The following is a 23258-nucleotide window of genomic DNA, read 5'->3' as shown; positions in this document are numbered from 1 at the left end:
AAAAGCTTTTTCATCAGTAATGTACTCTAAAAAAATAAAAATATATGACGAATAGAATATTAAAAAAAAACATCAGCCTATTCTTATTTTGTGGGTTGGGCAGTTGTTATGTACAAGCACAGGAGTTCTCTTCTGATAAGGTCTATATCTCGGGTCATGTGGTCAACGAAAAGGAGACTATAGGAAAAAGTATAGTGAAAGTTTATGGCTCCAGATTAACAATAACCCCACTTAGGGAAGAAAGAACAGAGGGTTATGATGACAGCCTGAATACCAAAAACCATTTCTCTTTTGAGTTAGACCATGAAGACTTGTTTCACCCCAATGCCAGCAAGTTGAGCAAGGTCAATATTGCACTTATACCAGAGAATAGGGAGTATCAAAGGGTGTTAGAAGAATATCCTGTGGAACCGGGCGACAGCATCTATATCACCTTAGAAACAGGTAAAAAAAAGGAAAATGGAAAAGTAATTTTTACTGGCAGGGGGGCAGCAAAATACCAATGCCGGAGGGAAATAGAAGAAGAGTTGTTAAGAGAAAAAACTCTGAGGATGAGTAACCATAATAGTAAAAGGACTATCGAAGATTTCAAAAAGGTGTATCAATTTCAAAAAGAAAGGGAAAAAAAAGCCTTGAATATATTGCGAAAATATAAAAATTCAATAAGTGAAAGGGCTTATGCACTACTGAAAGCCGATATTATGTCCAGAATATTACAACGTAAGTTGGCTGTTTTTTTTAGTCATTATAAAACAGGCAATATTCCAAAGGAAGAGTTACTGGAATTCGTGGGTTATACAGATACAGATGATTTTGAGGTTAAGATATTTTACGATAAAGAAGACCCTTATATGGCTGTTTTGTGTCCTAACTACCCCAGTTATTTACTGACCCGAACAGCCTTGGAGCTGTATATAAAAAAAGAAGGGAGGACTCCTTTATTCCAGGAGGTGGTAGAAGCTGTGATTGATAACTATTTCGGGATTACTCGGGAATGTATGTTGAGGATATTGGTGAGTTCTCATTTTGATCCTTATCCTTTTTTTACTTCTAACTTTGAAAGAGTTACAAGTAATATATATGATAGTGTAATTGATACTGTAATGGCGGTGGTAAAAACTCCTTTTATACGGGAAAAAATTGAAAGCAGATACCGTATCAAAAAAGGGATGTCGGCCTATAATTTTGCCTTTACCGATTCTTCGGGCAAACTTGTGAAGTTGGAAGATTTTCAGGGAAAAACGGTTTTGCTGGATGTTTGGGGGACGGGTTGTGGTGGTTGTGCCGTTTTGGCAAAATATATAAAAGACCATATAAAACCTGAATTTGGGGATAATGACGACTTTGTCGTGGTTAGTATCAATACCGACAAAAAGAAGGAACGATGGCTTAAGAGTCTGGAATCTGAGTTGTATTCGGAAAAGGAAGATGTTAATCTATATACCAATGGGGAAGGAATTGACCATGAAATTGCCAAATATTACGGAATAAGTGCCCTGCCCTTTTCCCTGCTTATAGATAAAGACGGTAAAGTAGTATCGTTTTTTTCTAAGGATAAAGACCCGGAAGAAAACATTGAGTTAATACGTAATACAATTGGAGAATATTGAAAATAGTATGAATATGTAAGGGACTATTTCCAATGCTATTGTATCTTTGTCAAGTACAGAGTATATAAAGGGTTGGTTTTGATAATTGTATGTTTCGCAACACAAATATCTTCAACCCTTTTTAATTTTTTAAAAAAGTTTAAATCACTTCATGATTAATATTTTCATATCCTACTAAGATTTAAGCTTAAACTGGTCTATAACCAGGTATTCGCCTTGTAAACTAATAATATGATTGTTAAACACTTTGAACTCTCGGAGCTTTTTGTTTTCGTATGCAGGGAGATAAAAGCTATAGAGGTATTTACTGTTGGTATTCGCCAGTTCATAAACATCAATAACGGCATGACGTTTAAAGGCTCTTTTATCTTCGTTTTTTGCCATGATGACAGACCGTATATATAGCCTGCCGTTATAAACACTGTTTTGTTTGTTGACAAACAATGCCGGGGCTGACAGTACCATTTTGTTTTCGGAATGGATAGTGTCCATTTTTAGTTGGGCATGGCCTATGGGGGCGATGGTATTTCCTTGGTATATAAGATTGAGGCTCGTGTCAAGGCAGGTAAACCGGTTATTATAAAAGTTGACATAAAGGGTTTTTTCAGTAACGGGATCGTATGAGAGCATCCCGTCTGAAGAAAAAATAATCCCATTTTGTTGTTCCAAAATATATTTTGTTTCCAATATAGGGAGAGAATCCAATATAATTTTGGCCAACATGTAGGATTTTTTTTCTATATCATGAGTTCTTGCGATGATAATATTTTTGGGAATGGGAATGGGGTGGTGAAAGGGTTTTTCCGGGTGGTAGATATTATATGGGCCAGGGCCGGGAAAAGTGCCTTGCAATATAGTAGGGCTTATGCCTTCTATAAGGAATACGTCCGGGTAATTCACAAAAATTTTAACGGCTTTCCAGGCTATACGGATACTATCGGGTACGTTTAGATCCTTATACAGTCCATCATTTAAGTTATAACCTGTCGTAAAGAGTTTTCCTGAATAACCCTGATCTCCTAAAAAAATGTTTTTTTCAGTCAATCCCGCAATATAATGGAACTCGTTCCTTAATTTTAGTATTTTTCTATTTTTAACAACCAATGGGCTATCGGTAAAGGTTCTGGAAAAATCATAGTTTTCTGGCGTATCTCTTTTGGAAATCACAAACAATCCGCCAATAACAGCAACGACGGTAAGCAGACAGTATATAATATAGCGCATTTTTGGGTATATTTAACTGATTAAACAATGTCATTGTTCTATAGACAAACCTTAGATGGTCTTTTTAATAAAAACAGGGTTGGCAGTTTTTTTGCCAACCCGTCTTATTAGACTTACCTACTAAAAAGGTTCATAAGCAGGAAGGATGGGAGTTGCATTAGGATCTTGACATTCCTCTAGTGTCTCATATGCAGGCACCACACAATCAGTAATTCCGGTAGTGGCACATCTTAATATACATTCTCCTTGATCGTTTTTGGCATAAAGATTAGCCGGATCAACAGAAGTATTATTTATACTTGCAAATGCACCTACAATAGCAAAGGCGAATGCAGACAATACCATTAAAAATTTAGACTTCTTCATAATTGAAAAATTTAAGAAGGTTGATGTTAGACGACCTACTTTGGTTTATACAGGTGTTCGGTTCTTTATCTTCCTGTATTGTTGCAACATGAGGGGGTAGCTATTTCCCTCATCATTTACCGGGCCCGGTAAATATCGTTACCCTGTTTATGACATAGGGCTTATTTATTTGAACTGATATTCGGAGGTTGAAAGGGTTGTAGTATCTTTTTTTGTTTGTTTAAGAGAGAGTACAATGCCTAATAATGCCAATAAGATAAAAGCAATATTAAAAATAAGATGCTCGGTCCATCCCAACTTTTCCAGTACACCCCCGCAGGAGCAGGGAATCTTTTCACTAAAACTAAGAATAGCGATAATATAGGCAGTAAACATAACCATCAACGTGAAGGCGCCGTACAGGCCAGCAAGTCGGGTTCTCGTCCAAGCCAACATCAAGGCTACAATAACCTCGATGATGGGGATAAACCAAGCGGTAAAACCTGCAATATTGGTAAGCAAAGGTGATTGGCCTATCTGTACGGTAAACTTCTGTACATCCATGAGCTTATTTACGGCCGCATAAACAAACAGCAGGATAAACAAATAACAAATAATCTCCACAATCACATTTCTATGCTTTACAAAAAACCGAGGGATCATTAAAACAGCATTTTTCATCTTTTGGGGCGAATTAAAAGGTTGTTTTTATCGTTTCGGGGTCAGGAGTCATGGTTGCCGGCAAAACGCTAAACCTGTCCGGGCTTTCGCACAACTCCTAACGCCAAAACTGCTATAGTAAATGGTTGGTTAGTTTTTTTTCTTACGAAGCATACGGGGTAAAATGGTGTACGGGATTTTACCCCTATGCTTCGGCGGGGAATTCCCCGGATGTCAAAATTCTTTTCATTTTCATCATTTCTTTTCTCCTTTTTGACTATGGTAAAGTTCTGCATATTAGGAGGTTTCCAAGGTGGCCTAAACGAAATATTTAGGTCGCTGATCGGAAAAAACTATCGCTTAAACAGTAGCTAATCGGAAATTTCTCACAGAATATATCTGGTGTTTTCCGGCACCAGTCCGCATAACTACTGCTGTTCGCGATATTCCTTGGGAGTACAGCCAAAATGTTTACGAAAAGCCCGGTAAAAACCCGATTTCGATTCAAATCCGAGCTGCTCGGCGATAGCTATATTGGTGAGATCGGTATTTTGGAGGAGCTCTCGCGCTTTTTCCATCCGGAGTTCGTTGACGTATTCGTTGATAGTTTTGTCGAAGTACGCTTTGAAATCGGTTTTTAGGCGTTGCTGATTTACGCCCAGCAAACGGGCCATTTGCTGTATGGTGGGCAGGTTATCGCCGATGTGTTGTATAATATAATCGGCGAGGGAGCGGACATGCCCGGCCTGGGGCGGGGCAGCGGCCGGGGTGGAGACTGCGGGGGGATTTCCGGCAGCAGGGGGTTTTGGCGGTTGGGATGTACTTGTTACGGTATGATCTGCTATCGTTTTCCCGGATTTGTAAATTTTGAGAGCAGATACGGAAGTATAGCCGGAACCATCTGCGGTAAAACGACAAAAGGCCGGACAGTATAGCTGCGGATCGACGGCAAACAAAAGTTTAAAAGCAAAGTCCACATCTGGGTATCGGTTCATGCCGGGCCGGAGGTTCTGCCATTGCTCCCGGGAACTATCGGTAAGGAGCTCTTCGAGGGAAAGCCCCAGGATCTCGTCGGATTGGCGTTGCAGGATACACAGGGTATCTTCGTTGACATGCGCGATACGGATTTTGGGATCGAGTATAAATTCCATCCGGGAATACGGAGCGTGCAGGAGCGAAAGCGGGTGTCGTGCAAGCGGATTCTCGGCGGTATCCGATAGGGTATTGATATACATAGCCATCGTGTTAAAGCCGTCCGGTTGTTCACCGTTGGGTTGCCGGGCGGCATAATGCAGACGGTACGACATATTGCCGAGGGTCATCTCATTCAGTACGTGGCCAAGCCATTGCAGGTGTTCCGCTTTCATAATTTTCGGGGTTTGGTCGGTTGTTGTTGTTCATGAATATTGGTTTAGGTGTATGGTAAGCGTTAAAATTATAAAAGTCCGTTCGTTTAGACTTATCTATAAGGGATTTCTTCTTATCTGTGAGGGATTTTTTGTGTAAATATTGAAAAATGTCGTATTTACGGCGCTGTAGTGATCTGTTTAACACTATTTAACCGAAAAAGCAATAGCGCGATCATACTATGGCACAAATTATGTTACATAATATACGATAACAAGGATCTAAAAAACAACATGATGAAACGTAAATATCATAGCAAGGCCCTGATGCTGTTACCTTTGCTGTCTTTGGCATGGGTAGGTATGGCTTATACGGCCGGGGCAACAGAGCGGAAGCACCGTACGGAGCATACGGAAGACCAGGTTAAAGTACAGAAAGATACGGCCACCTTTGCAGCCGGATGTTTCTGGTGTGTGGAGAGTCAGTTTCAGCAACTGGAAGGGGTAAAAAAGGTCGTATCCGGATTTACCGGGGGTACGGTGAAGAACCCGGGCTATAAACAGGTAACCACGGGAAAGACCGGACATGCCGAGGCGTGTAATATTGTGTATGACCCGTCCGTGATAACGTATGACGAATTGCTCGAAGCCTTTTTTGTAGCACACGATCCCACCCAACGGAACCGGCAGGGGAACGATGTGGGTACACAATACCGTTCCGCTATTTTCTATCACGATAAGTCCCAGAAGGAAAAAGCGGAGTATTACATCCGTAAACTCAATGAAGCCAAGGCCTATGACAAACCTATAGTTACCGAAGTCTCGCCGTTTACAAAATTTTATAAGGCAGAAGATTATCACCAGGATTATTATAACCAGAACAAATCGGAACCTTATTGCCAGTATGTCATACAACCCAAACTGGAAAAGTTTCGTAAGGTTTTTAAGGAGAAGTTAAAACACTAAATCTCAGGTCTCCGGATAGGCCGGGAGGCGGGATATATGCCTTGGCCCGGTTCTGAGACCTTATAAAATGTATCTGACGTGAAAACAATAAAAAAACTCTGGTTAGCCCCCGTTTTAATATGCGCTGCGCTCACCATAACCCATGCACAGGACACTATGGACACCAAACACAAAAACAATCCGTACTATTCCCGTACGGACACCACACCTCTGAATGTAAGTGATGCGGAATGGAAAAAGATCCTGTCTCCGGAACTGTATGATGTAGCCAGGAAACAGGGGACAGAACGGGCTTTTACCGGGAAATACTGGGACAGCGATACCAGGGGAACCTACTATTGCGCGGTATGCGGTAACCTGTTGTTCCGTTCCGATGCCAAATTTGCCAGTAGTTGCGGCTGGCCGAGCTTTTTTGAGACCGAACGGGAGAACAGTGTAATTTATAAAGAAGATAACTCCCACGGGATGCAGCGTATAGAAGTAGAATGTGCCCGGTGCAATTCGCATCTCGGTCATATCTTCGACGATGGCCCGCCACCTACCTACAAAAGGTTTTGTATGAATTCTGTTTCCCTCGACTTCGAGCCGGATCCTAAGGCCCGGAAGTAGCCGTAAAAGTATAGACCGTTATTTTGGTCGGGGATGTGGCAGTCGCGCTGCGGATAGGCTATACCTGTAGTTAAGGCTATAGCCGACGCGGAAGCGATTGCCCCTGCCTTTGTTTTCTTCCTGATGGCACGAGGATGTATATCGGAAATGAAAGGTAGTGCAATGCCCTGAAAGCACAAACCGCCGTCATCTGCATGGCGGATCATCTTCGCAATTCAACTGCTGCATGTTTATAAATTCCCGGGAAAATCCGCTTTCAAATATTGCAGGGCATACCTGAAATATGGGGCGTAAGCAATATCTTTGTACAGGAACTTTCCTAAACGATATAGCAATGCAACAAGATCTGAGTAACTACAGAAAATCCTACGAGAAAAAAGAATTACTGGAAACCGAAGTTCCCGAAAATCCGATGGAGCTTTTCCAGACCTGGTTTTATGAAGTGGAAAAACACGGCGGCGTAGACGAAGCCAATGCGATGACGGTTTCCACTATCGGGCTGGATGGTTTTCCGAAGAGCCGGGTGGTATTGCTGAAAAAATACACTCACGAAGGTTTTATCTTTTACACCAATTACCATAGCGAGAAAGGGCGGGCCATAGCGGCGTACCCCAATCTATGCCTGTCTTTCTTCTGGCCCGATATGGAGCGGCAGATTATCATCAAGGGAGTGGCCGGGAAAATTGCAGAGAACCTGTCAGACGGGTATTTCGAATCGCGTCCGGACGGAAGTAAACTCGGGGCCCTGGCTTCGCCGCAAAGCGAGGTGGTTTCCGGAAGAGAAGAACTCGAGGACAACCTGAAAGCACTGGAGGAAAAATTCAGGGGAAAAGAAATTCCACGACCGGAACATTGGGGAGGGTATATCGTAAAACCTGTATCGGTCGAATTCTGGCAGGGGCGTCCCAACAGACTCCACGATCGTATACGGTATACGCTGCAAAACGGGCTGGATTGGAAAAAGGAACGGCTTGCGCCTTGATAAATTGCAAATAAAAGCTTATCATTATATCCCGAACGCCGGTGGCCATACCGCAGTGATGTTCAAAAAAAGTTTTTATGAAGCAGTTAACAATAGTCAGGCATGCCAAGTCCTCCTGGGATTATAACGTAGGAGACCGGGACAGGCCTTTAAAAGAACGTGGAATTAACGATGCCATCCTGATGGCTTCCCATATAAAAAATAAAATATCCCTCCCGGACGCCGTGTTTTCGAGTCCGGCAAGCAGGGCGTTACAAACCTGTACCATTTTCCTGAGGATGATGGATATCCCCGAAGAACGCTTGCAGCTAACCAACGAATTGTACGATTTTTCCGGAGCTTCCATGCGTCGTTTTATCAAGACGTTAAGCGACGATTACGAAAAGGTTATGATCTTTGGTCACAATCATGCATGTACGGATGTTTCCAATAATTTTGGTGATAGCGAAATAGAAAATCTGCCCACGGCGGGGATGGTACATCTTACTTTTGAGGCAGATAGCTGGAAAAGTATACAAAACGGGAAAACGGCCCTGACGGTTTTTCCGAAGGATTTGCGATAACAACATTTATGGAAGAAATACAAAATCAATATATAAACAGGGAACTGAGCTGGTTACAGTTTAATGCCAGGGTATTGCAGGAAGCCGCAGACGAAACCGTACCGCTTATCGAGAGGTTGCGGTTTTTGGGAATATTCTCCAATAACCTGGACGAATTCTTTAAGGTCCGGTACGCTACGGTAAAGCGGATTGCACTGGCCGGAAGAAAAGGGAAAAGTGCCCTGGGCGGGGAAGTGGCTAAGGACCTGCTCGAAGATATTACCCGTATCGTTATAAAACAGCAGGCCGAAAGCCAGAATATCCTGAGGTATATTGAAAAGCAGCTGGAGAAAAAGAATATTTTTATTATCGATGAGACCGAGGTTTCGGAATCCCAGAAACAGTTTATCGTAAATTACTTCGTGCAGAAAGTCAGTCCCGCACTGGTGACTATCATTCTCAACGACCTGGCGGAGTTTCCATTGTTGAAGGACAGTGGGGCCTACCTGGCGGTGAAGATGGTGATGAAAAAGGAAAAAGCACCCGGAAGGCTCAAGAAGATGTTTTCGACAGCACCCAACGAAATCCGATATGCACTGATCGAGATCCCGAAGGATATCGATCGTTTTGTCGTATTGCCCAAAGAAGGCGATAAGGATTATATCATAATCCTGGATGATCTCGTGCGGTATTGTATGCATACCATTTTTAATATTTTCAACTACGAGTCGCTTTCGGCACACATGATCAAGATTACCAGAGATGCCGAACTGGATATCGATAACGACCTGAGCAAGAGTTTTATAGAGAAGATCTCCAGCAGTGTTAAAGGCCGTGAGATCAGTGAGCCGGTGCGTTTTGTTTACGACGATAAGATCGATAAAGACACATTGCGCTTCCTGAAGCATAAGATGGGCATAAAGAATACGGATAGTGTGATCCCCGGCGGACGTTATCACAACAGGAGAGACTATATGAGTTTCCCCAGTCTCGGGCGTGAGGATTTGTTATACGATAAGGTGCCGCCGCTTCCCGTCGAAGGGTTAAGCCTGCAGGGAAGTGTGCTGGAGAGGATCGCCAAAAAGGATTACCTTCTTTTTGCACCTTACCATACGTTCTCTTATGTGATACGTTTTCTGCGGGAAGCAGCACTGGACCCCAAGGTAAAAACTATAAAAATCACCGTTTATCGCCTCGCCAGGGCTTCACAGGTGGCCAGCAGCCTGATCAATGCCGTAAAGAACGGAAAACAGGTTACGGTGCAAATCGAATTGCAGGCCCGTTTTGATGAAGAAGCCAATATCGAATATGCAGAGCAGCTGCAAAGCGAAGGCGTAAAACTGATTTTTGGTGTAGCCGGACTCAAAGTGCACAGCAAGATATGTATGATAGAGCGGGAGGAGCACGATAAAATAAGACGCTACGGTTTTATCAGTACGGGGAATTTTAACGAATCTACGGCCAAGATCTATACCGATTACACGCTTTTTACCGCCAATCAGGCTATACTGAAGGAAATGAACCTTGTATTCGATTTTTTCGAAACCAATTATAAAATCAATAAATATAAGCACCTGATCGTCTCTCCCCATTATACCGGTAAGGTATTTTCCAAGCTTATCGATAAAGAGATCGCCAGTGTAAGATCCGGAAAACCCGGATATCTGAAGGTAAAGATGAATAGTCTTACCAATTACAAGATGATCGACAAGTTGTACGAAGCGAGCAGGGCAGGGGTGAAAATACAGATGATCGTCAGGGGAGCATGCTGTCTGGTGCCCGGTGTGGAAGGGATGAGCGAGAACATCGAAGTGATAAGTATTGTCGATAAGTTTCTGGAACATCCCAGATTGTTTATCTTTGGAAACGGAGGAAATCCGAAAGTGTATATTTCTTCAGCAGACTGGATGACCCGGAATATCGACAACCGGGTAGAAGTGAGTTGCCCTGTATATGATGAAGAGATCAAAAAAGAACTGATAGATACCTTCGAGATCGGGTGGAGTGACAATGTGAAAGCCAGGGTGATATCCGGGAAACAGGATAATGCCTACAGGGAGAACAACCTTCCCAAAGTGCGTTCCCAGTTTGCTACATACGATTATTATGTACAGAAATTGAAATAGAAGTTTAAGCGTATATGGGTATGATAAGCAACGGTTTATGCCTCCGGAGTGAAGATTGCTGAAGGAGTTTGGTACCGTTGATACGAAAATATAACTGCGCGAACAGGTACTATATGATTAAGATACGAAAATTTGCTGCGATAGATATCGGCTCCAATGCCATCAGGTTATTGATAAACAACGTCATCGAAGAAACGGGAAAAGAACCTCAGTTCAAAAAAAGTTCCCTGGTACGGGTGCCTGTCCGGTTGGGACAGGATTCGTTTACGGTAGGTGAGATATCAAGGAGTAATGCGGTTCGTATGATCGATGCCATGAAGGCTTTTAAGCTGCTGATGAAGGTGCATAATGTGGAGAACTACATGGCCTGTGCCACATCGGCCATGCGCGAAGCTAATAACGGAAATGAACTTGCCGAGGAGATCGAGAAAAAATCCGGGGTACATATCGAGATCATAGACGGGAAAAAAGAAGCGGCTATTATTGCCTCTACCGATCTCCATGAATTTATCGATTCGGAAAAGTCTTACCTCTATGTCGATGTGGGTGGGGGAAGTACCGAATTTACCATATTTACCAAAGGAAAAATAGCCACGTCCAAATCGTTTAAGATCGGAACAGTACGTCTGCTGAATGATATGGTCGAAGAAGGCGTCTGGAAGGAGATCGAGAAATGGATTAAAAAGAGCACCAGAAACCTGAAGAGTCTTTCGTTAATAGGCTCGGGGGGTAACATTAATAAGTTGTATAAAATGTCCGGAAGAAAAGCCGGAGAGCCTTTATCCTATATCTGGCTGAATGCCCAGTACCAGTTTTTACAGAGTATCAGCTATGAAGACCGTATATCCGAACTGGGGTTGAATCCGGACCGGGCGGATGTCATTATCCCGGCGACACGGATCTTTTTATCCGCGACCAAATGGAGCGGGGCAAAGAAAATCCATGTTCCCAAGATCGGGTTGTCCGACGGTATCGTCAAATTGCTTTACTATACCGATAAGGATAACATAAAAATTTGAATGTAGAAAGACCACCAACCACACCATTGTACGATGTATATTCCTAAGAAATATGTTTGGCTTTTAGGGCTGTTTGTTCTTCTTTCCGGGCCTGCGGGAGGACAGTCCAATGCCATGAGGCCTCCGGACGATTTTGATGTGGTCCGGGAGAAGGTCCCGAAAGGGAAGGTAGAAACGGTCGAATATATGTCCGGAACCGTCGGAGGAAAAAGGAGAGCAACCGTTTATACCCCGCCGGGCTTTTCGGAAGACAGGAAATACGGGGTGCTATATCTGCTTCACGGTATTGGCGGAGATGAGAAAGAATGGTATTATCACGGGAATACCGACGTTATTTTCGATAATCTTTATGCCGAAGAAAAATTGAAACCGATGATCGTAGTGATGCCCAACGGACGTGCGATGAAAGACGACCGTCCGGGAGATCATATCTTTGATGAAGAAAAGATCAAAGCCTTTTCCGATTTCGAAAATGACCTGCTTACCGATCTCATTCCTTTTATTGAAGCGAATTATCCGGTGTATACCGACCGGGATAACCGTGCCCTGGCCGGATTATCGATGGGAGGCGGGCAGGCGTTGAACTTCGGATTGGCACACCTGGACACTTTTGCCTGGATCGGGGCATTTTCGCCGGCGCCAAATACGAAAACCCCGGAAAAACTGGTACCGCGACCCGGTAAGGTCATCCGGAAATTACGACTGCTCTGGATTTCCTGTGGGCATGAGGACGATCTTATGCCTGTCAGCGAACGTACCCATCATTACCTCGAGGAAAAGGGAGTTCCGCATACCTATTACGTAGAGCCCGGAAAACATGATTTTGTAGTGTGGAAAAATGACCTCTATCAGTTCTCACAATTGCTTTTTATGTAAAACGAATATTCCCCGGAGAGCCTTTTAGGGGATATACGGACTATCGCAAGGGGTGTCTCCGCATACTAATGTACGCAAAGCTCCGTAGGTGTATTTAACGGACACTTCTATAATAACCGTGTCGAAAATGTCCGGGGAGATATCTTTGCTTCTTTCACGAATCTCCAGGTAGATCTCACTCACGACGTTTTTACTGAGCTCTTCCGATTTCAGAAAAGAAAGCACAAACCGGTAAACTTTCGGATAATACATCGTACACATCTCTTCGAATGTGTCATCGTCTTCAGGGAGGTATAATTCCAGGACGTCATGAGCATAAGTATTTTCCTGCTGGTTTTTCATCGTTTATAATTTTAGTGGTTGTACGCGTTACACCACCTGTAATTTTTACACGTATTACGATCCGAAATGTTATACGCCCGTAGGGTTGATCTTCTACAGGGACCAGGTTCGGGTAAAAATTACAATGATGTGCTGTATTTAGGAGAGATTTTTAGTGAAAATGTTCCGGATCAGACAGAAGAAGTTATTAAAAACAGCTCCGGAAGCACAAGTTTATTGGTGTCTATGTGTTTGAATATCAGCTTATTTTTATGAATTCGGATTTCAGGACCGGTTGTTGATAACTTCGCGAAGAAATAATCCTGAAAATGAGGGTATAGGGAAGTGGTTTGAGGTTGAAGGCGGTAAAATTTTATTTCTTGCCGGTAATGGTTATGGCGGCCAGCAGATCTTTATAGCTCATGGATTTAAGATCTTCATCGGTATAGAACGGGCTTAGTTTGTCTTCGTTAAAACTATAGAGTTCCCAATGTTTTTTATGGTATTCCAGGGCAGTCAGGTTTTCTACCCAATCCCCGGAATTCAGATAAAGACAGGTTCCGTGTTTATTGACCTTACGGATCATTTTCGGTTGGTGAATATGTCCGCATATCACATATTTATACCCGTTTTGTATGGCGAGATCGGCAGCTACTTTTTCGAAATCGTTAATGTATTTAACCGCTTTCTTTACACTGTTCTTTATTTTTTTGGACAGCGAGTATTTTTCCTTTCCCATTTTTACCAGCCCCCAGTTGATAAGCCCGTTGAGCAGTATGAGAAAATCGTATCCCCATCCGCCGAGTTTTGCGATCCACTTGGTATGCTGTATGGAAGCGTCGAATACATCGCCGTGAAAGATCCATGCTTTTTTTCCGTCGAGTTTCAGCGAAAGCTTATCCACAATAGCGATATTGCCCATGGTGACATCACTGAATTTCCGTAGCATTTCATCGTGGTTTCCCGTGATATAATATACCTGGGTGCCTTTGGTAGAAAGGTCAATGATCTTTTTAATAACCTGGAGGTGTTTTTTAGGAAAGTAACGTTTGCGGAACTGCCAGATATCTATAATATCACCATTTAAAATAAGTTTTTCGGGGTTTATACTGTTCAGGTATGAAAGCAATTCCCCTGCATGGCATCCGTAAGTGCCAAGATGAACATCCGATATGACAACAATTTCTACTTTACGCTTTTTCAAGTCGGAAAATTTTTGGTAAAGAAAAAAAATCCTTGTTAGTAAAAGATTACCTGGTAATTAATTATTTATGAGGATATTGTTAAGGGAATGTAACCGGGGCTTCGATACATTCCGGCCGGTGGCCGGAACACTCAGCCACCTTTGCTTTTTCAGATGGATATTATATGGTTACCACCCCCCAGGCTCTCACCAGGCGGCTGAGTGCCAGCCCCCCCCCCGGGAGCTGGTGTACCGAAGCCCCGATCCCGCCAAATTCCATTTTAATCTTGAATAATTAATTATTAACATTTACATTTGTTCAAAATCAATATAAATGGCAGGAAATTCCTTTGGAACGATATTCAAACTTACCACATTCGGAGAATCACACGGAGAAGCTTTAGGAGGAGTTATAGACGGATGTCCGGCCGGACTGGAGCTCCGGTTAGACGAAATACAACACGAACTCAACCGGAGAAAACCGGGGCAGTCCGCTATCGTAACTCAACGAAAAGAACCGGATGAATTTCGCATACTTTCCGGAGTTTTCGAAGGAAAGACGACAGGTGTTCCCATAGGTTTTGTCATAGAAAATACCAATCAGAAATCGCACGATTACTCACATATCAAGGATAGTTACCGGCCGAGTCATGCCGATTACGTTTACGATCAGAAATACGGATTGCGGGACTATCGCGGAGGCGGGAGAAGTTCGGCCCGTGAAACGGCATCACGCGTGGTGGCCGGGGCAGTAGCCAAACAACTGCTTAAAGATATCCGTATAGATGCTTATGTGTCTTCGGTAGGCGATATATTTCTCGAAAAACCCTACCAGGAGCTGGATTTTTTGGAGACGGAAAACAACCCTGTACGTTGTCCCGATCCCGAGGTCGCAGCCAGGATGGAGGACTATATCAAGGAGATCCGCAAGGAGGGGGACACGGTCGGAGGCACCGTAACCTGTGTCATCCGGAATGTGCCTGTAGGATGGGGAGAACCTGTTTTTGACAAACTTCATGCCGATCTGGGAAAAGCCATGTTATCGATCAATGCCGTGAAAGGATTTGAATACGGAAGCGGTTTTTGCGGAGCTAAAATGAAGGGAAGCGAACACAACGATCTGTACAATCCGGATGGTACGACCAAAACAAACCTTTCCGGCGGGATACAGGGAGGTATCAGTAACGGAATGGATATCTATTTCCGTGTGGCCTTTAAGCCGGTGGCTACGATCATGCAACGGCAGGATACTATAGACAGGGACGGAAATATCGTAGAAATGCAGGGAAAAGGAAGACATGACCCCTGTGTTGTACCCCGCGCAGTCCCCATCGTGGAGGCTATGGCCGCACTGGTGCTCGCAGATCATTATCTGTTGAGTAAAAATTCGAAAATTTAACTGAAGACCAAACGGACGGTTCCCCCTTCTCCGGAAACCAAAAAGGGGGCTTACACACTATTGCACTAACTGAAAATAACTTATGAAGAAAAAAATAGCGTTACACTGGCAGATCGTCATAGGGATGGTTCTCGGAGTCGTGTTTGGCCTTGTGATGGCCAACATCGGGAAACCGGACCAGGAGGTATTGGACAAGGCAGCCGGTTATAACACAGCATTGACATCATCGCTTTCCAGGCAAGCCGACTTAGAGGAAGACCTGGAAGCATTACGCATACGTTTTAAAGAGGGGCAGACCGGGGGTATGGCCTACCTCGTACAAAAAGAAAATATAGCGCAGGAACTCCGGGAGCTGGATAAAAAAATAGCATCCGATCATGAGGCACTGCGGGAATTGCCGACAGAGCCCACGGGAAAGACGTTTATAGAGAACTGGATATATCCTTTCGGGGAACTTTTTATCAACTTGTTGAAGCTCATTGCTATTCCGCTTATCATCGCATCGCTTATCAAAGGAGTGGCCGATTTGCAGGATATTTCAAAACTGTCGAGTATCGGTATACGTACCATGGTGTTGTATATTATAACCACCATTTTTGCGATAACCATTGGCCTGGGGGTTGCAAATATCGTAAAACCCGGCTCGGGCATATCACAGGAAACCATCGAGAGACTTACCAGTAATTCCGGGAATGCGGATATGGTCAACCAGCGGATCAGTGATAGTCAGAGCAAAACCAAAAATTTTGTAGAGTTTATCGTAGATGTCGTTCCCGATAATATTTTCGGAGCCATGGCCGATAATAATCAGATGCTCCAGGTGATTTTCTTTACCATCATGCTCGGCGTCTGCATGTTACTCATAGGCGAAGAAAGAGCCAAACCGCTTAAGGATTTCTTCGACAGTCTGAACGATGCCATCCTGAAAATGGTTGATCTCATTATTAAAATAGCACCCATTGCCGTATTTGCATTACTTGCCAATGTAGTCGCCGGGACCAATGATGTCGAAGTCCTCCTGGCCTTACTGAAGTATTCGCTGACGGTCATAGGGGCGCTGGTATTGATGGTTGTTGTGTATATGACCATTGTAGGGTTGTATGTAAAGAAGAATCCGTTGTGGTTTTTACGCCAGATAAGCCCTGTGCAATTACTGGCCTTTTCTACCAGTTCCAGCGCGGCAACGCTTCCGGTAAACATGGAAAGGGTTCGCGACTATGTCGGGGTCGATGAAGAAGTAAGTAGTTTTGTGCTTCCTATAGGAGCAACGATCAATATGGATGGTACCAGCCTGTACCAGGCAGTCGCTACGATCTTTATTTGCGAAGCCCTGCATTTTGATATTACATTTGCCGACCAGCTGACCATTATTTTCACGGCCTTACTGGCTTCTATAGGAACGGCAGGAGTTCCGGGGGTTGGGGTGGTCATGCTGATCATCGTACTGCAGTCCATTAATTTTCCCGCAGATAAATTACCGCTCGGTATAGCGCTTATTCTTTCCGTAGACCGGATACTGGATATGTGCCGTACGGTAATCAATGTTACCGGCGATGCTACCGTAGCTACCGTGGTGGCGAAATCGGTAGGTAAACTCGGGGAACCGGAATATGAGGATTAGTAGGAGTAAACACCCTTCGGTATGGTAAGGGTTGTGAATACCAACATCAAAACATGCTATGAAAGAATATGATGTTCTCATTATCGGGGGCGGTCCTATAGGGATTGCCTGTGCTTTGGAAGCCAAAAAGAACGGGCTGCGTTACGTCGTACTGGAAAAAGGCTGTATAGCCAATTCCCTGTATAACTACCCGTTGAACATGACTTTCTTCTCTACGTCCGATAAGCTCGAAATAGACGGTATTCCTTTTATCAGTATAAAGAGTAAACCCCAGAGGGCAGAAGCCCTGGAGTATTACAGGCGTATCGTGACTTCGAACGACCTGGATCTGCGTTTGTTTGAAAAGGTGATCGATGTCTGCAAAGCGGAAGGGGTATTTACGGTGACATCTTCCAAAGCCGTGTATAAAGCTGCACAGGTTATTGTAGCTACGGGTTTTTATGATATTCCCAATCGTATCGGGGTGCCGGGTGAAGACCTTCCCAAGGTCTCACATTATTACAAGGATCCGCATTATTATGCCGGACAGAAGGTTGTCGTGGTAGGAGCCAGTAATTCTTCCGTAGATGCAGCTTTGGAAATATATCGTAAAGGAGGTGACGTAACCATGGTTGTACGCGGAGGGGAAATAGGAAGACGCGTAAAATACTGGGTGAAGCCGGATATTGAAAACCGTATTGCCGAAGGTTCTGTACAGGCATATTTTCTCAGTGCGATCAAAAAGATCACCCCCGGGGAGGTTATCATCGATACCCCGGAAGGTGAAGTGGTACTGGAGAACGATTTTGTGCTTGCCCTTACGGGCTATATGCCCGATTTTGCTTTCCTTCGGAAAATAGGTGTCGATTTGTCCGTCGACGGAAAATATTATCCTTCCTATGACCCCGAAACCATGGAAACCAATATTTCCGGTTTATACCTGGCCGGTGTGATTTGCGGAGGAATGGATACCCACCTGTGGTTTATAGAAAATTCACGGATACACGCCAAACTGATTATCAGGAGTATACTGGGGGATTCTTAAACCGGTTTTTCGGGCCTATGGTATCGGGGTGATGGTGCTGATCCTGGCGATACTATCGCAATTCCGGACGAAAAGCTCTACTTTTCCTGTTTTCAGGGTCCCTGCTATGGTGTACGTCTTGCAGGAGTCGAGGTGCGTATCGCTTTCGGAAAAAATCACATCACCTTCGGTGAATACCGAAACCGAAATACCTGTAGTATCTATACGGTTTGTTTTGAGGCTCTGTAACGCTTCGTTTTCATAGATCAGGGTTTTGTTCCTGATATCCTTCAGGACCCGGCAGTTGGGAGCATAGCAAAACTCCGTTCCTTTTTCCCTGAAAATATAAGCTACGATTACAGCTCCTATGGCCAGTCCTATGAGGTAATAGCCAAACCTTCTCAATATATCCATAACGGATGATTAGTTATACGAAAGCAAAATGATCTTCTGTACTCAGAAGATCAGAAGGTTGATGTCGCTATGCGACAGGTTGAACCATTCTGCTACCGTTTTGTTCGTTAAAATTCCGTGGTAAAAATACAATCCGTTTCGTAAACCGCGGTCAAATCGAAGGGAATTTTCAAGTCCGCCTTCATCCCCGATTTTCAGAAGATATGGAGTGAAGATGTTACTGATAGAAACCGAAGCGGTACGGGAGTATCTCGCCGGGATATTGGGTACGCAGTAGTGGACAACACCGTGTTTTTCGAAGGTGGGTTTGTCGTGTGTGGTAACTTCACTGGTTTCGAAGCACCCTCCCATATCGATGCTTACATCAATGATCACGGCCCCGTTTTTCATGTTTTCAACCATGGTTTCGGTTACGATAACAGGTGCGCGGTTGGTTCCCCGGACTGCTCCTATTACTACATCACAACGCCGCAGGGCTTTGAAAAGGTTTTTAGGCTGTAGGGTAGACGTGTGCATGGGGCGTCCGAGATGGGTTTGTATACGGCGCAGGCGGGTAATGGAGTTATCGAATATTTTTACATTAGCTCCCAGTCCGAGTGCCGACCGGGCTGCAAACTCGCCTACGGTACCCGCACCGAGAATAACCACATCAACCGGTGGTACACCGCTGATATTTCCAAACATCAGTCCGTTACCGTTATTGGCATTGGTCATCAGTTCGGCTGCGATAAGCACGGAAGCTGTCCCTGCGATTTCACTCAGGGAGCGAACGGCAGGATAATTACCGTCTTCATCGCGGATATATTCGAAAGCAATGGCCGTGATCCGCTTTTTGGCCAGTTCTTCGAAATACTTCTTGTTTTGTGTTTTGATTTGCAGTGCGGAGATCAGTATGGTCTGCGGATTGATCAGTTTAAGTTCGTCCCGGGAAGGCGGTTCTACCTTGAGGATGATGGGGCAGGAATAGATCTTTTTAACATCGTTGGTAACCTCGGCCCCGGCCTCACTGTATTCGCGATCCGTAAAATTGGCGCCCTCTCCTGCATTCGATTCGATAATGACCCTGTGCCCATGGGCCGTAAGCGCATTAACCGCATCAGGAGTAAGACATACCCGCTTTTCCTGGTATGCAATTTCTTTGGGGATACCGATAAACAATTCTCCCTTTTGTTTCAGGACTTCCAGCATTTCCTCCTGGGGTAAGAGCTGTTGCCTGGTAAATGGCGATGACGCTACAATCATAATCTTAACACTACAAATACTTGTAAAGTTAAAAATTATTCGGAGAAATCATCTTCTTCCACCTCATACTTTTTCAATTCTTCATCGAGTTTCTTCATGTCGATGCCGTGTACAATCTTATCAAAAAGTTTAAGACGGATAAGATAGACAATCGGGATGATGATGAGCATTATGGGGATGATATAGTAAATTTCGACTTCATCTACATACTGTACATCGACATTTATAGTTCCAAATAATTGAAAAGCATACATGGCAATGGGGATAAGTATGATGTGATACCACCAGTGCCTACAGGTCAAGAACCATAAAAGGAGTAAATATAAAGGGACAAATTTCCCAATAAATAGCCACGCAGCAGTATATACGCTTCCATAATTAGGGCTGTTAAATTTATACAACCATGTGTCCCATGTTTCTTGTTGAGGGAAGTTTTCGTAAAAATAAAAAATATAAGGAGATATTGCTATTAAGAAGGCAACTACAGTACCCAAGAACAAAGATCTCCTTATATTTCTTTTTCCTATCCTTTTGTCTTTTCTCATTTTAGTAAATCGCAGAGCAGATAATATACGAAGAAAGGAAAAAGGAATTATATAATCAAATTATTTATCTGAATTTGATAGTAAGATTATAATTTATTAATTATTGAGGTTTATAAAAAAGTGACCTCGGCTATGCCTTAAGGATCTAATTTATCTACCCAATAATTCCGTTTGGCGGAACAATAACATCTTTTTTGTCGATGAGTACATAAATTTCATCTGTATAGCTGATAATTCCATTCGGAGGAACTACTACATCCTTCTTGTCAATAAATACGTATGTATTATTGCTGGAATCGATAATACCATTTGTAGGAGGTCTGAGATTTTTATTGTATTTGTCCATAAATGTAATGCTGTCGGTATTATTGATTTTATTAACAAATAATAAACCGCATACAAAAGCTAAAGTTGCTAAAGAAAAAAATGTTGATTTCATGATATTTTGCTTTTTGGTTATTTAGTTGTAGCAAACGTACCAAAAAATAAAATGTTGTCAATTAATACTTTCACCGTAACTTTATTACTTTTTGTCGATAAAAAAATGTTGATTAGCCTTTTTTTTGTATGAAGTATGGGATGTACAATATTACATAAATATCTTTAATAAGATATACTGTTTTTAGTTAATGTTATTTCTTACATATCGGGATTATTGTTTCGGGTACGGCTGCTTATATGCCTGGGCTGTAATTGTATTAATTAAAGGTATTCTTCTTACTCTATTTAATATGTTTATTCTCTCAAATCGGATAAAGTGTTTTGTTTTACCGATAAAAGGTATATTTTTGATGGATAAAATTGAATGCATGGACAAGTTGCGTGACATAAGCTCTGTACGACTGCTACTTTATATTTTTGTTTTTCCTCTTGGTATTTCCGCACAGCAGCATGCTGTAAAAGGAATGGTTAAAGATGAAGAGGGGAAAGTCCTTTCTTACGTTAATATGGTCTTACTCCAAAAATCCGATTCCTCTGTTGTATCCGGGACATCGACCGATGATACAGGAAGATTTTTTATAAAGGGACTAAAGGAAAATAGTTATATATTAAAAGCAAGTTTTATTGGCTTTCAAAGTCTCGAAGTATTTTTTCAGGTTAACGGAGATAAGGATTTGGGGACGCTTATTATGCAGCCTGCCACAGAAGAGCTGCGTGGAGTTACTCTTACATCGGACAGGCCCCTGATAGAGCGGAAGAGCGACCGGTTGGTGTTTAATGTGGAAAATACATCTTTTTCTGCACAGTCTTCTTTTGATATCCTCAGGAATACACCAGGTATATTGCTGCTTAATGATCAGGTATTGGTACGTAATTCGCCAGCGGTGGTGTATATTAATGATAAAAGGGTGTATTTATCAGGAGAAGAGTTAAAGAGTTTGCTGGAGAATTATTCGGGGAGTAATGTACGTAGTGTAGAGGTGATAACAACACCTCCTGCCCGTTATGATGCGGAAAGCGGAGCCATAGTAAATATAGTAACTTCCAAGAGTATTTCCATAGGATATAAAGGAAATGTAAATACACGGTGGACAGAAGCCATTTTTCCCAAATATAATATAGGAACGGATCATTATTTCAAGAATGATTTTCTGGATCTGTTTATAGGATATAGTTACAACCCGAGAAAGGAATACAAGCACGACAATAGTTATTTTAATTTTTTTGATTCTGCAGAGAACCCTGATCAGCGATGGGAAACAGATTTTGAAAGAATTACAAGGTCATATGCACATAATGTACATGCCATAACAGATTTGACGCTTAATGATAAGAGTTCACTGAGTTTAAGTGCTAATATTATGTATTCACCGGATAAGACCTACGATAATTCGTCGGTTACTAATATTTTTAATGTGGGGGGAGATCTGGAATCTTATTTTCTGACCGATGGTGATCTCGAAAATGATCGTTCCAATCTGGATTTCTCTCTGGATTATAGTTATAAAATGAATGAGAAAGGAGCAAGGATGAATGTAGCAAGTAGTTATATCTACTATGATGACCGGCAGCAACAATTGTTATATACCGATTATTTTGGTGCAGATGGGGATATAACCAGCGATAATTATTTTGATTTTCTGGCCAAACAGCGGAATAATATATTTACGCAACAACTGGATCTTTATTTACCTTCGGACTGGGGGACGTTAGAAACAGGACTTAAATATTCTTCGATCAACAGTAATAGTAGTGCAGTTTTTGGAGGAGATACACCTCCAGAAGATGCGGAGAGTGACCGTTTTAAGTATGGCGAAAATATTTTTGCAGCTTATGTGGGGCTTGACAAAGAATGGGGAAAGTGGTCGGCAAGTATAGGTCTTCGGGGGGAATACACCGATGTTGAAGCTAATTCTATAGTTCTTGGCGAGGTGAATACGCAGGCTTATACCGAATTGTTTCCAACGGTGAGTATCAAGAGAAATTTTAATGAAAATCATCAGTTAGGGGTAAGTTATAAGCGAAGTATAGATCGTCCCCGTTACGGAAGTCTGAATCCTTACCGGTATTATTTGAATGAGCGGCAGTATGAGGAGGGAAATCCCGGGTTGACACGAGCTATTGATAATAAAATAGCTATTGACTATACGTACAAAAAGAAGTATATATTCTCTTTGTACTACCAACATACCAATAACGAGATCAATCTATTGACTTTTCAGGACAATGAGAACAGGGTGATCAGGGCAGGGCAGTACAATATTGATGAGGGGTTGCAGTATAGCCTTGACTTTACCTATTATGCCTATGTAAAGAAATGGTGGTATATATACACTTATATGTCTGCCTTTTATTTGGAAAGAACTTTCCCGGCTCTCCAAAGTGATATTCCTGTTCAGAAACTAAATACAATGGGATATTACGGAAGGGTATACAATCAGTTTACATTGTCAAAAGATCGAACTTTTATGGCAGATCTTTCTCTTTTTTATATCTCAGATTACATGCAGGGGTCATTTATTTTCCAAAACCGGTTTTCTACAGAGGTAGGACTGACTAAAAAACTTTGGAATAACAGGGTTCTCGCTTCGCTGAACGTAGCCGATATTTTTAACACCCAAAACATCTGGTTGAGATCCAGGTATCAGAACCAGGATAACGGATATATAGCAAGGCCGGAGACCAGGACGGTCTCGTTAAGTCTGAAATACAATTTCGGGAATTATCGCCTGAAAGACAACGAAAGAGACACTACTCCGGATGAACAGGGCAGACTGGAGTAGT

The 23258-nt window shown here is 42.7% G+C and carries 22 protein-coding genes; 12 read left to right on the top strand and 10 right to left on the bottom strand.

The window, feature by feature from the left end; all coding sequences use genetic code 11:
• Positions 1-44: 44 nt before the first annotated feature.
• On the top strand, positions 45-1610 hold the full coding sequence (locus BT112_RS02815) for a TlpA family protein disulfide reductase (protein ID WP_083564750.1): 1566 nt from the start codon (positions 45-47) through the stop codon (positions 1608-1610).
• 174 nt (positions 1611-1784) lie between these two features.
• On the opposite strand, the gene BT112_RS02810 is transcribed toward BT112_RS02815, so the two are convergent.
• The 4 genes from BT112_RS02810 to BT112_RS02790 form a co-directional block, all read right to left on the bottom strand.
• Positions 1785-2834 carry a hypothetical protein gene (locus BT112_RS02810; RefSeq protein ID WP_072315844.1) on the bottom strand — a complete coding sequence of 350 codons (1050 nt, stop codon included), beginning with the start codon at positions 2832-2834 and terminating at the stop codon, positions 1785-1787.
• Between the two features lie 120 nt (positions 2835-2954).
• Positions 2955-3200: a DUF6520 family protein gene (locus BT112_RS02805; protein ID WP_072315843.1), complete on the bottom strand. Its 246-nt coding sequence runs from the start codon at positions 3198-3200 to the stop codon at positions 2955-2957.
• A 165-nt stretch (positions 3201-3365) separates the two neighbouring features.
• Entirely contained in the window at positions 3366-3860 is a 495-nt protein-coding gene (locus BT112_RS02800; RefSeq protein ID WP_072315842.1) for a MauE/DoxX family redox-associated membrane protein, read from the bottom strand.
• Positions 3861-4267: 407 nt separating this feature from the next.
• Positions 4268-5206 (bottom strand): helix-turn-helix domain-containing protein, encoded by a 939-nt coding sequence (locus BT112_RS02790; protein WP_072315840.1) that lies wholly within the window; start codon positions 5204-5206, stop codon positions 4268-4270.
• 276 nt (positions 5207-5482) lie between these two features.
• Between BT112_RS02790 and msrA the strand changes: the two genes are divergently transcribed.
• The 7 genes from msrA to BT112_RS02755 all read left to right on the top strand — a co-directional run bounded on the left by msrA (position 5483) and on the right by BT112_RS02755 (position 12305).
• Positions 5483-6151, top strand: coding sequence for a peptide-methionine (S)-S-oxide reductase MsrA (gene msrA, locus BT112_RS02785; protein WP_072315839.1), 669 nt, complete (start codon positions 5483-5485; stop codon positions 6149-6151).
• A gap of 156 nt (positions 6152-6307) precedes the next feature.
• Positions 6308-6760, top strand: a complete 453-nt coding sequence (msrB, locus tag BT112_RS02780; protein ID WP_083564761.1) for a peptide-methionine (R)-S-oxide reductase MsrB — start codon at positions 6308-6310, stop codon at positions 6758-6760.
• Between the two features lie 334 nt (positions 6761-7094).
• Entirely contained in the window at positions 7095-7742 is a 648-nt protein-coding gene (gene pdxH / locus BT112_RS02775; protein WP_072315837.1) for a pyridoxamine 5'-phosphate oxidase, read from the top strand.
• 77 nt (positions 7743-7819) lie between these two features.
• On the top strand, positions 7820-8305 hold the full coding sequence (locus BT112_RS02770; RefSeq protein ID WP_072315836.1) for a SixA phosphatase family protein: 486 nt from the start codon (positions 7820-7822) through the stop codon (positions 8303-8305).
• Between the two features lie 8 nt (positions 8306-8313).
• A complete protein-coding gene (ppk1, locus tag BT112_RS02765; protein WP_072315835.1) occupies positions 8314-10410 on the top strand; it encodes a polyphosphate kinase 1 in 2097 nt (698 codons plus the stop codon).
• A gap of 113 nt (positions 10411-10523) precedes the next feature.
• Entirely contained in the window at positions 10524-11429 is a 906-nt protein-coding gene (locus BT112_RS02760; RefSeq protein ID WP_072315834.1) for a Ppx/GppA phosphatase family protein, read from the top strand.
• Positions 11430-11462: 33 nt separating this feature from the next.
• A complete protein-coding gene (locus BT112_RS02755; protein ID WP_072315833.1) occupies positions 11463-12305 on the top strand; it encodes an alpha/beta hydrolase in 843 nt (280 codons plus the stop codon).
• Positions 12306-12329: 24 nt separating this feature from the next.
• On the opposite strand, the gene BT112_RS02750 is transcribed toward BT112_RS02755, so the two are convergent.
• Positions 12330-12647, bottom strand: a complete 318-nt coding sequence (locus BT112_RS02750; protein ID WP_072315832.1) for an RNA polymerase sigma factor — start codon at positions 12645-12647, stop codon at positions 12330-12332.
• Positions 12648-12999: 352 nt separating this feature from the next.
• Positions 13000-13830, bottom strand: a complete 831-nt coding sequence (locus BT112_RS02745; protein WP_072315831.1) for a UDP-2,3-diacylglucosamine diphosphatase — start codon at positions 13828-13830, stop codon at positions 13000-13002.
• A 313-nt stretch (positions 13831-14143) separates the two neighbouring features.
• Here BT112_RS02745 and aroC point away from each other — a divergent pair, with 313 nt between their 5' ends.
• From aroC to BT112_RS02730, 3 genes are all read left to right on the top strand, one after another.
• A complete protein-coding gene (aroC, locus tag BT112_RS02740) occupies positions 14144-15208 on the top strand; it encodes a chorismate synthase (protein ID WP_072315830.1) in 1065 nt (354 codons plus the stop codon).
• Positions 15209-15290: 82 nt separating this feature from the next.
• Complete coding sequence (locus BT112_RS02735) at positions 15291-16829, top strand: dicarboxylate/amino acid:cation symporter (RefSeq protein ID WP_072315829.1); 1539 nt, start codon at positions 15291-15293, stop codon at positions 16827-16829.
• A 58-nt stretch (positions 16830-16887) separates the two neighbouring features.
• Positions 16888-17853 (top strand): YpdA family putative bacillithiol disulfide reductase, encoded by a 966-nt coding sequence (locus BT112_RS02730; protein WP_072315828.1) that lies wholly within the window; start codon positions 16888-16890, stop codon positions 17851-17853.
• A gap of 15 nt (positions 17854-17868) precedes the next feature.
• Here the strand turns inward: BT112_RS02730 and BT112_RS02725 are convergent, their stop codons facing one another.
• The 4 genes from BT112_RS02725 to BT112_RS02710 all read right to left on the bottom strand — a co-directional run bounded on the left by BT112_RS02725 (position 17869) and on the right by BT112_RS02710 (position 20472).
• Entirely contained in the window at positions 17869-18246 is a 378-nt protein-coding gene (locus tag BT112_RS02725; RefSeq protein WP_072315827.1) for a hypothetical protein, read from the bottom strand.
• A gap of 42 nt (positions 18247-18288) precedes the next feature.
• Entirely contained in the window at positions 18289-19488 is a 1200-nt protein-coding gene (locus BT112_RS02720) for an alanine dehydrogenase (protein ID WP_072315826.1), read from the bottom strand.
• Positions 19489-19523: 35 nt separating this feature from the next.
• On the bottom strand, positions 19524-19790 hold the full coding sequence (locus BT112_RS22040; protein ID WP_245776966.1) for a hypothetical protein: 267 nt from the start codon (positions 19788-19790) through the stop codon (positions 19524-19526).
• Between the two features lie 397 nt (positions 19791-20187).
• Positions 20188-20472: a hypothetical protein gene (locus tag BT112_RS02710; protein WP_072315824.1), complete on the bottom strand. Its 285-nt coding sequence runs from the start codon at positions 20470-20472 to the stop codon at positions 20188-20190.
• Between the two features lie 370 nt (positions 20473-20842).
• Between BT112_RS02710 and BT112_RS02705 the strand changes: the two genes are divergently transcribed.
• Positions 20843-23257, top strand: coding sequence for an outer membrane beta-barrel family protein (locus tag BT112_RS02705; protein WP_072315909.1), 2415 nt, complete (start codon positions 20843-20845; stop codon positions 23255-23257).
• The last annotated feature ends 1 nt before the right edge of the window (position 23258 follow it).

It is taken from the genome of Sinomicrobium oceani, from assembly GCF_900119185.1.
Taxonomy (GTDB): Bacteria; Bacteroidota; Bacteroidia; order Flavobacteriales; family Flavobacteriaceae; genus Sinomicrobium; species Sinomicrobium oceani.
Note: the sequence above shows the minus strand (reverse complement) of the source record. Positions and strands in the feature narration are given on the sequence as shown.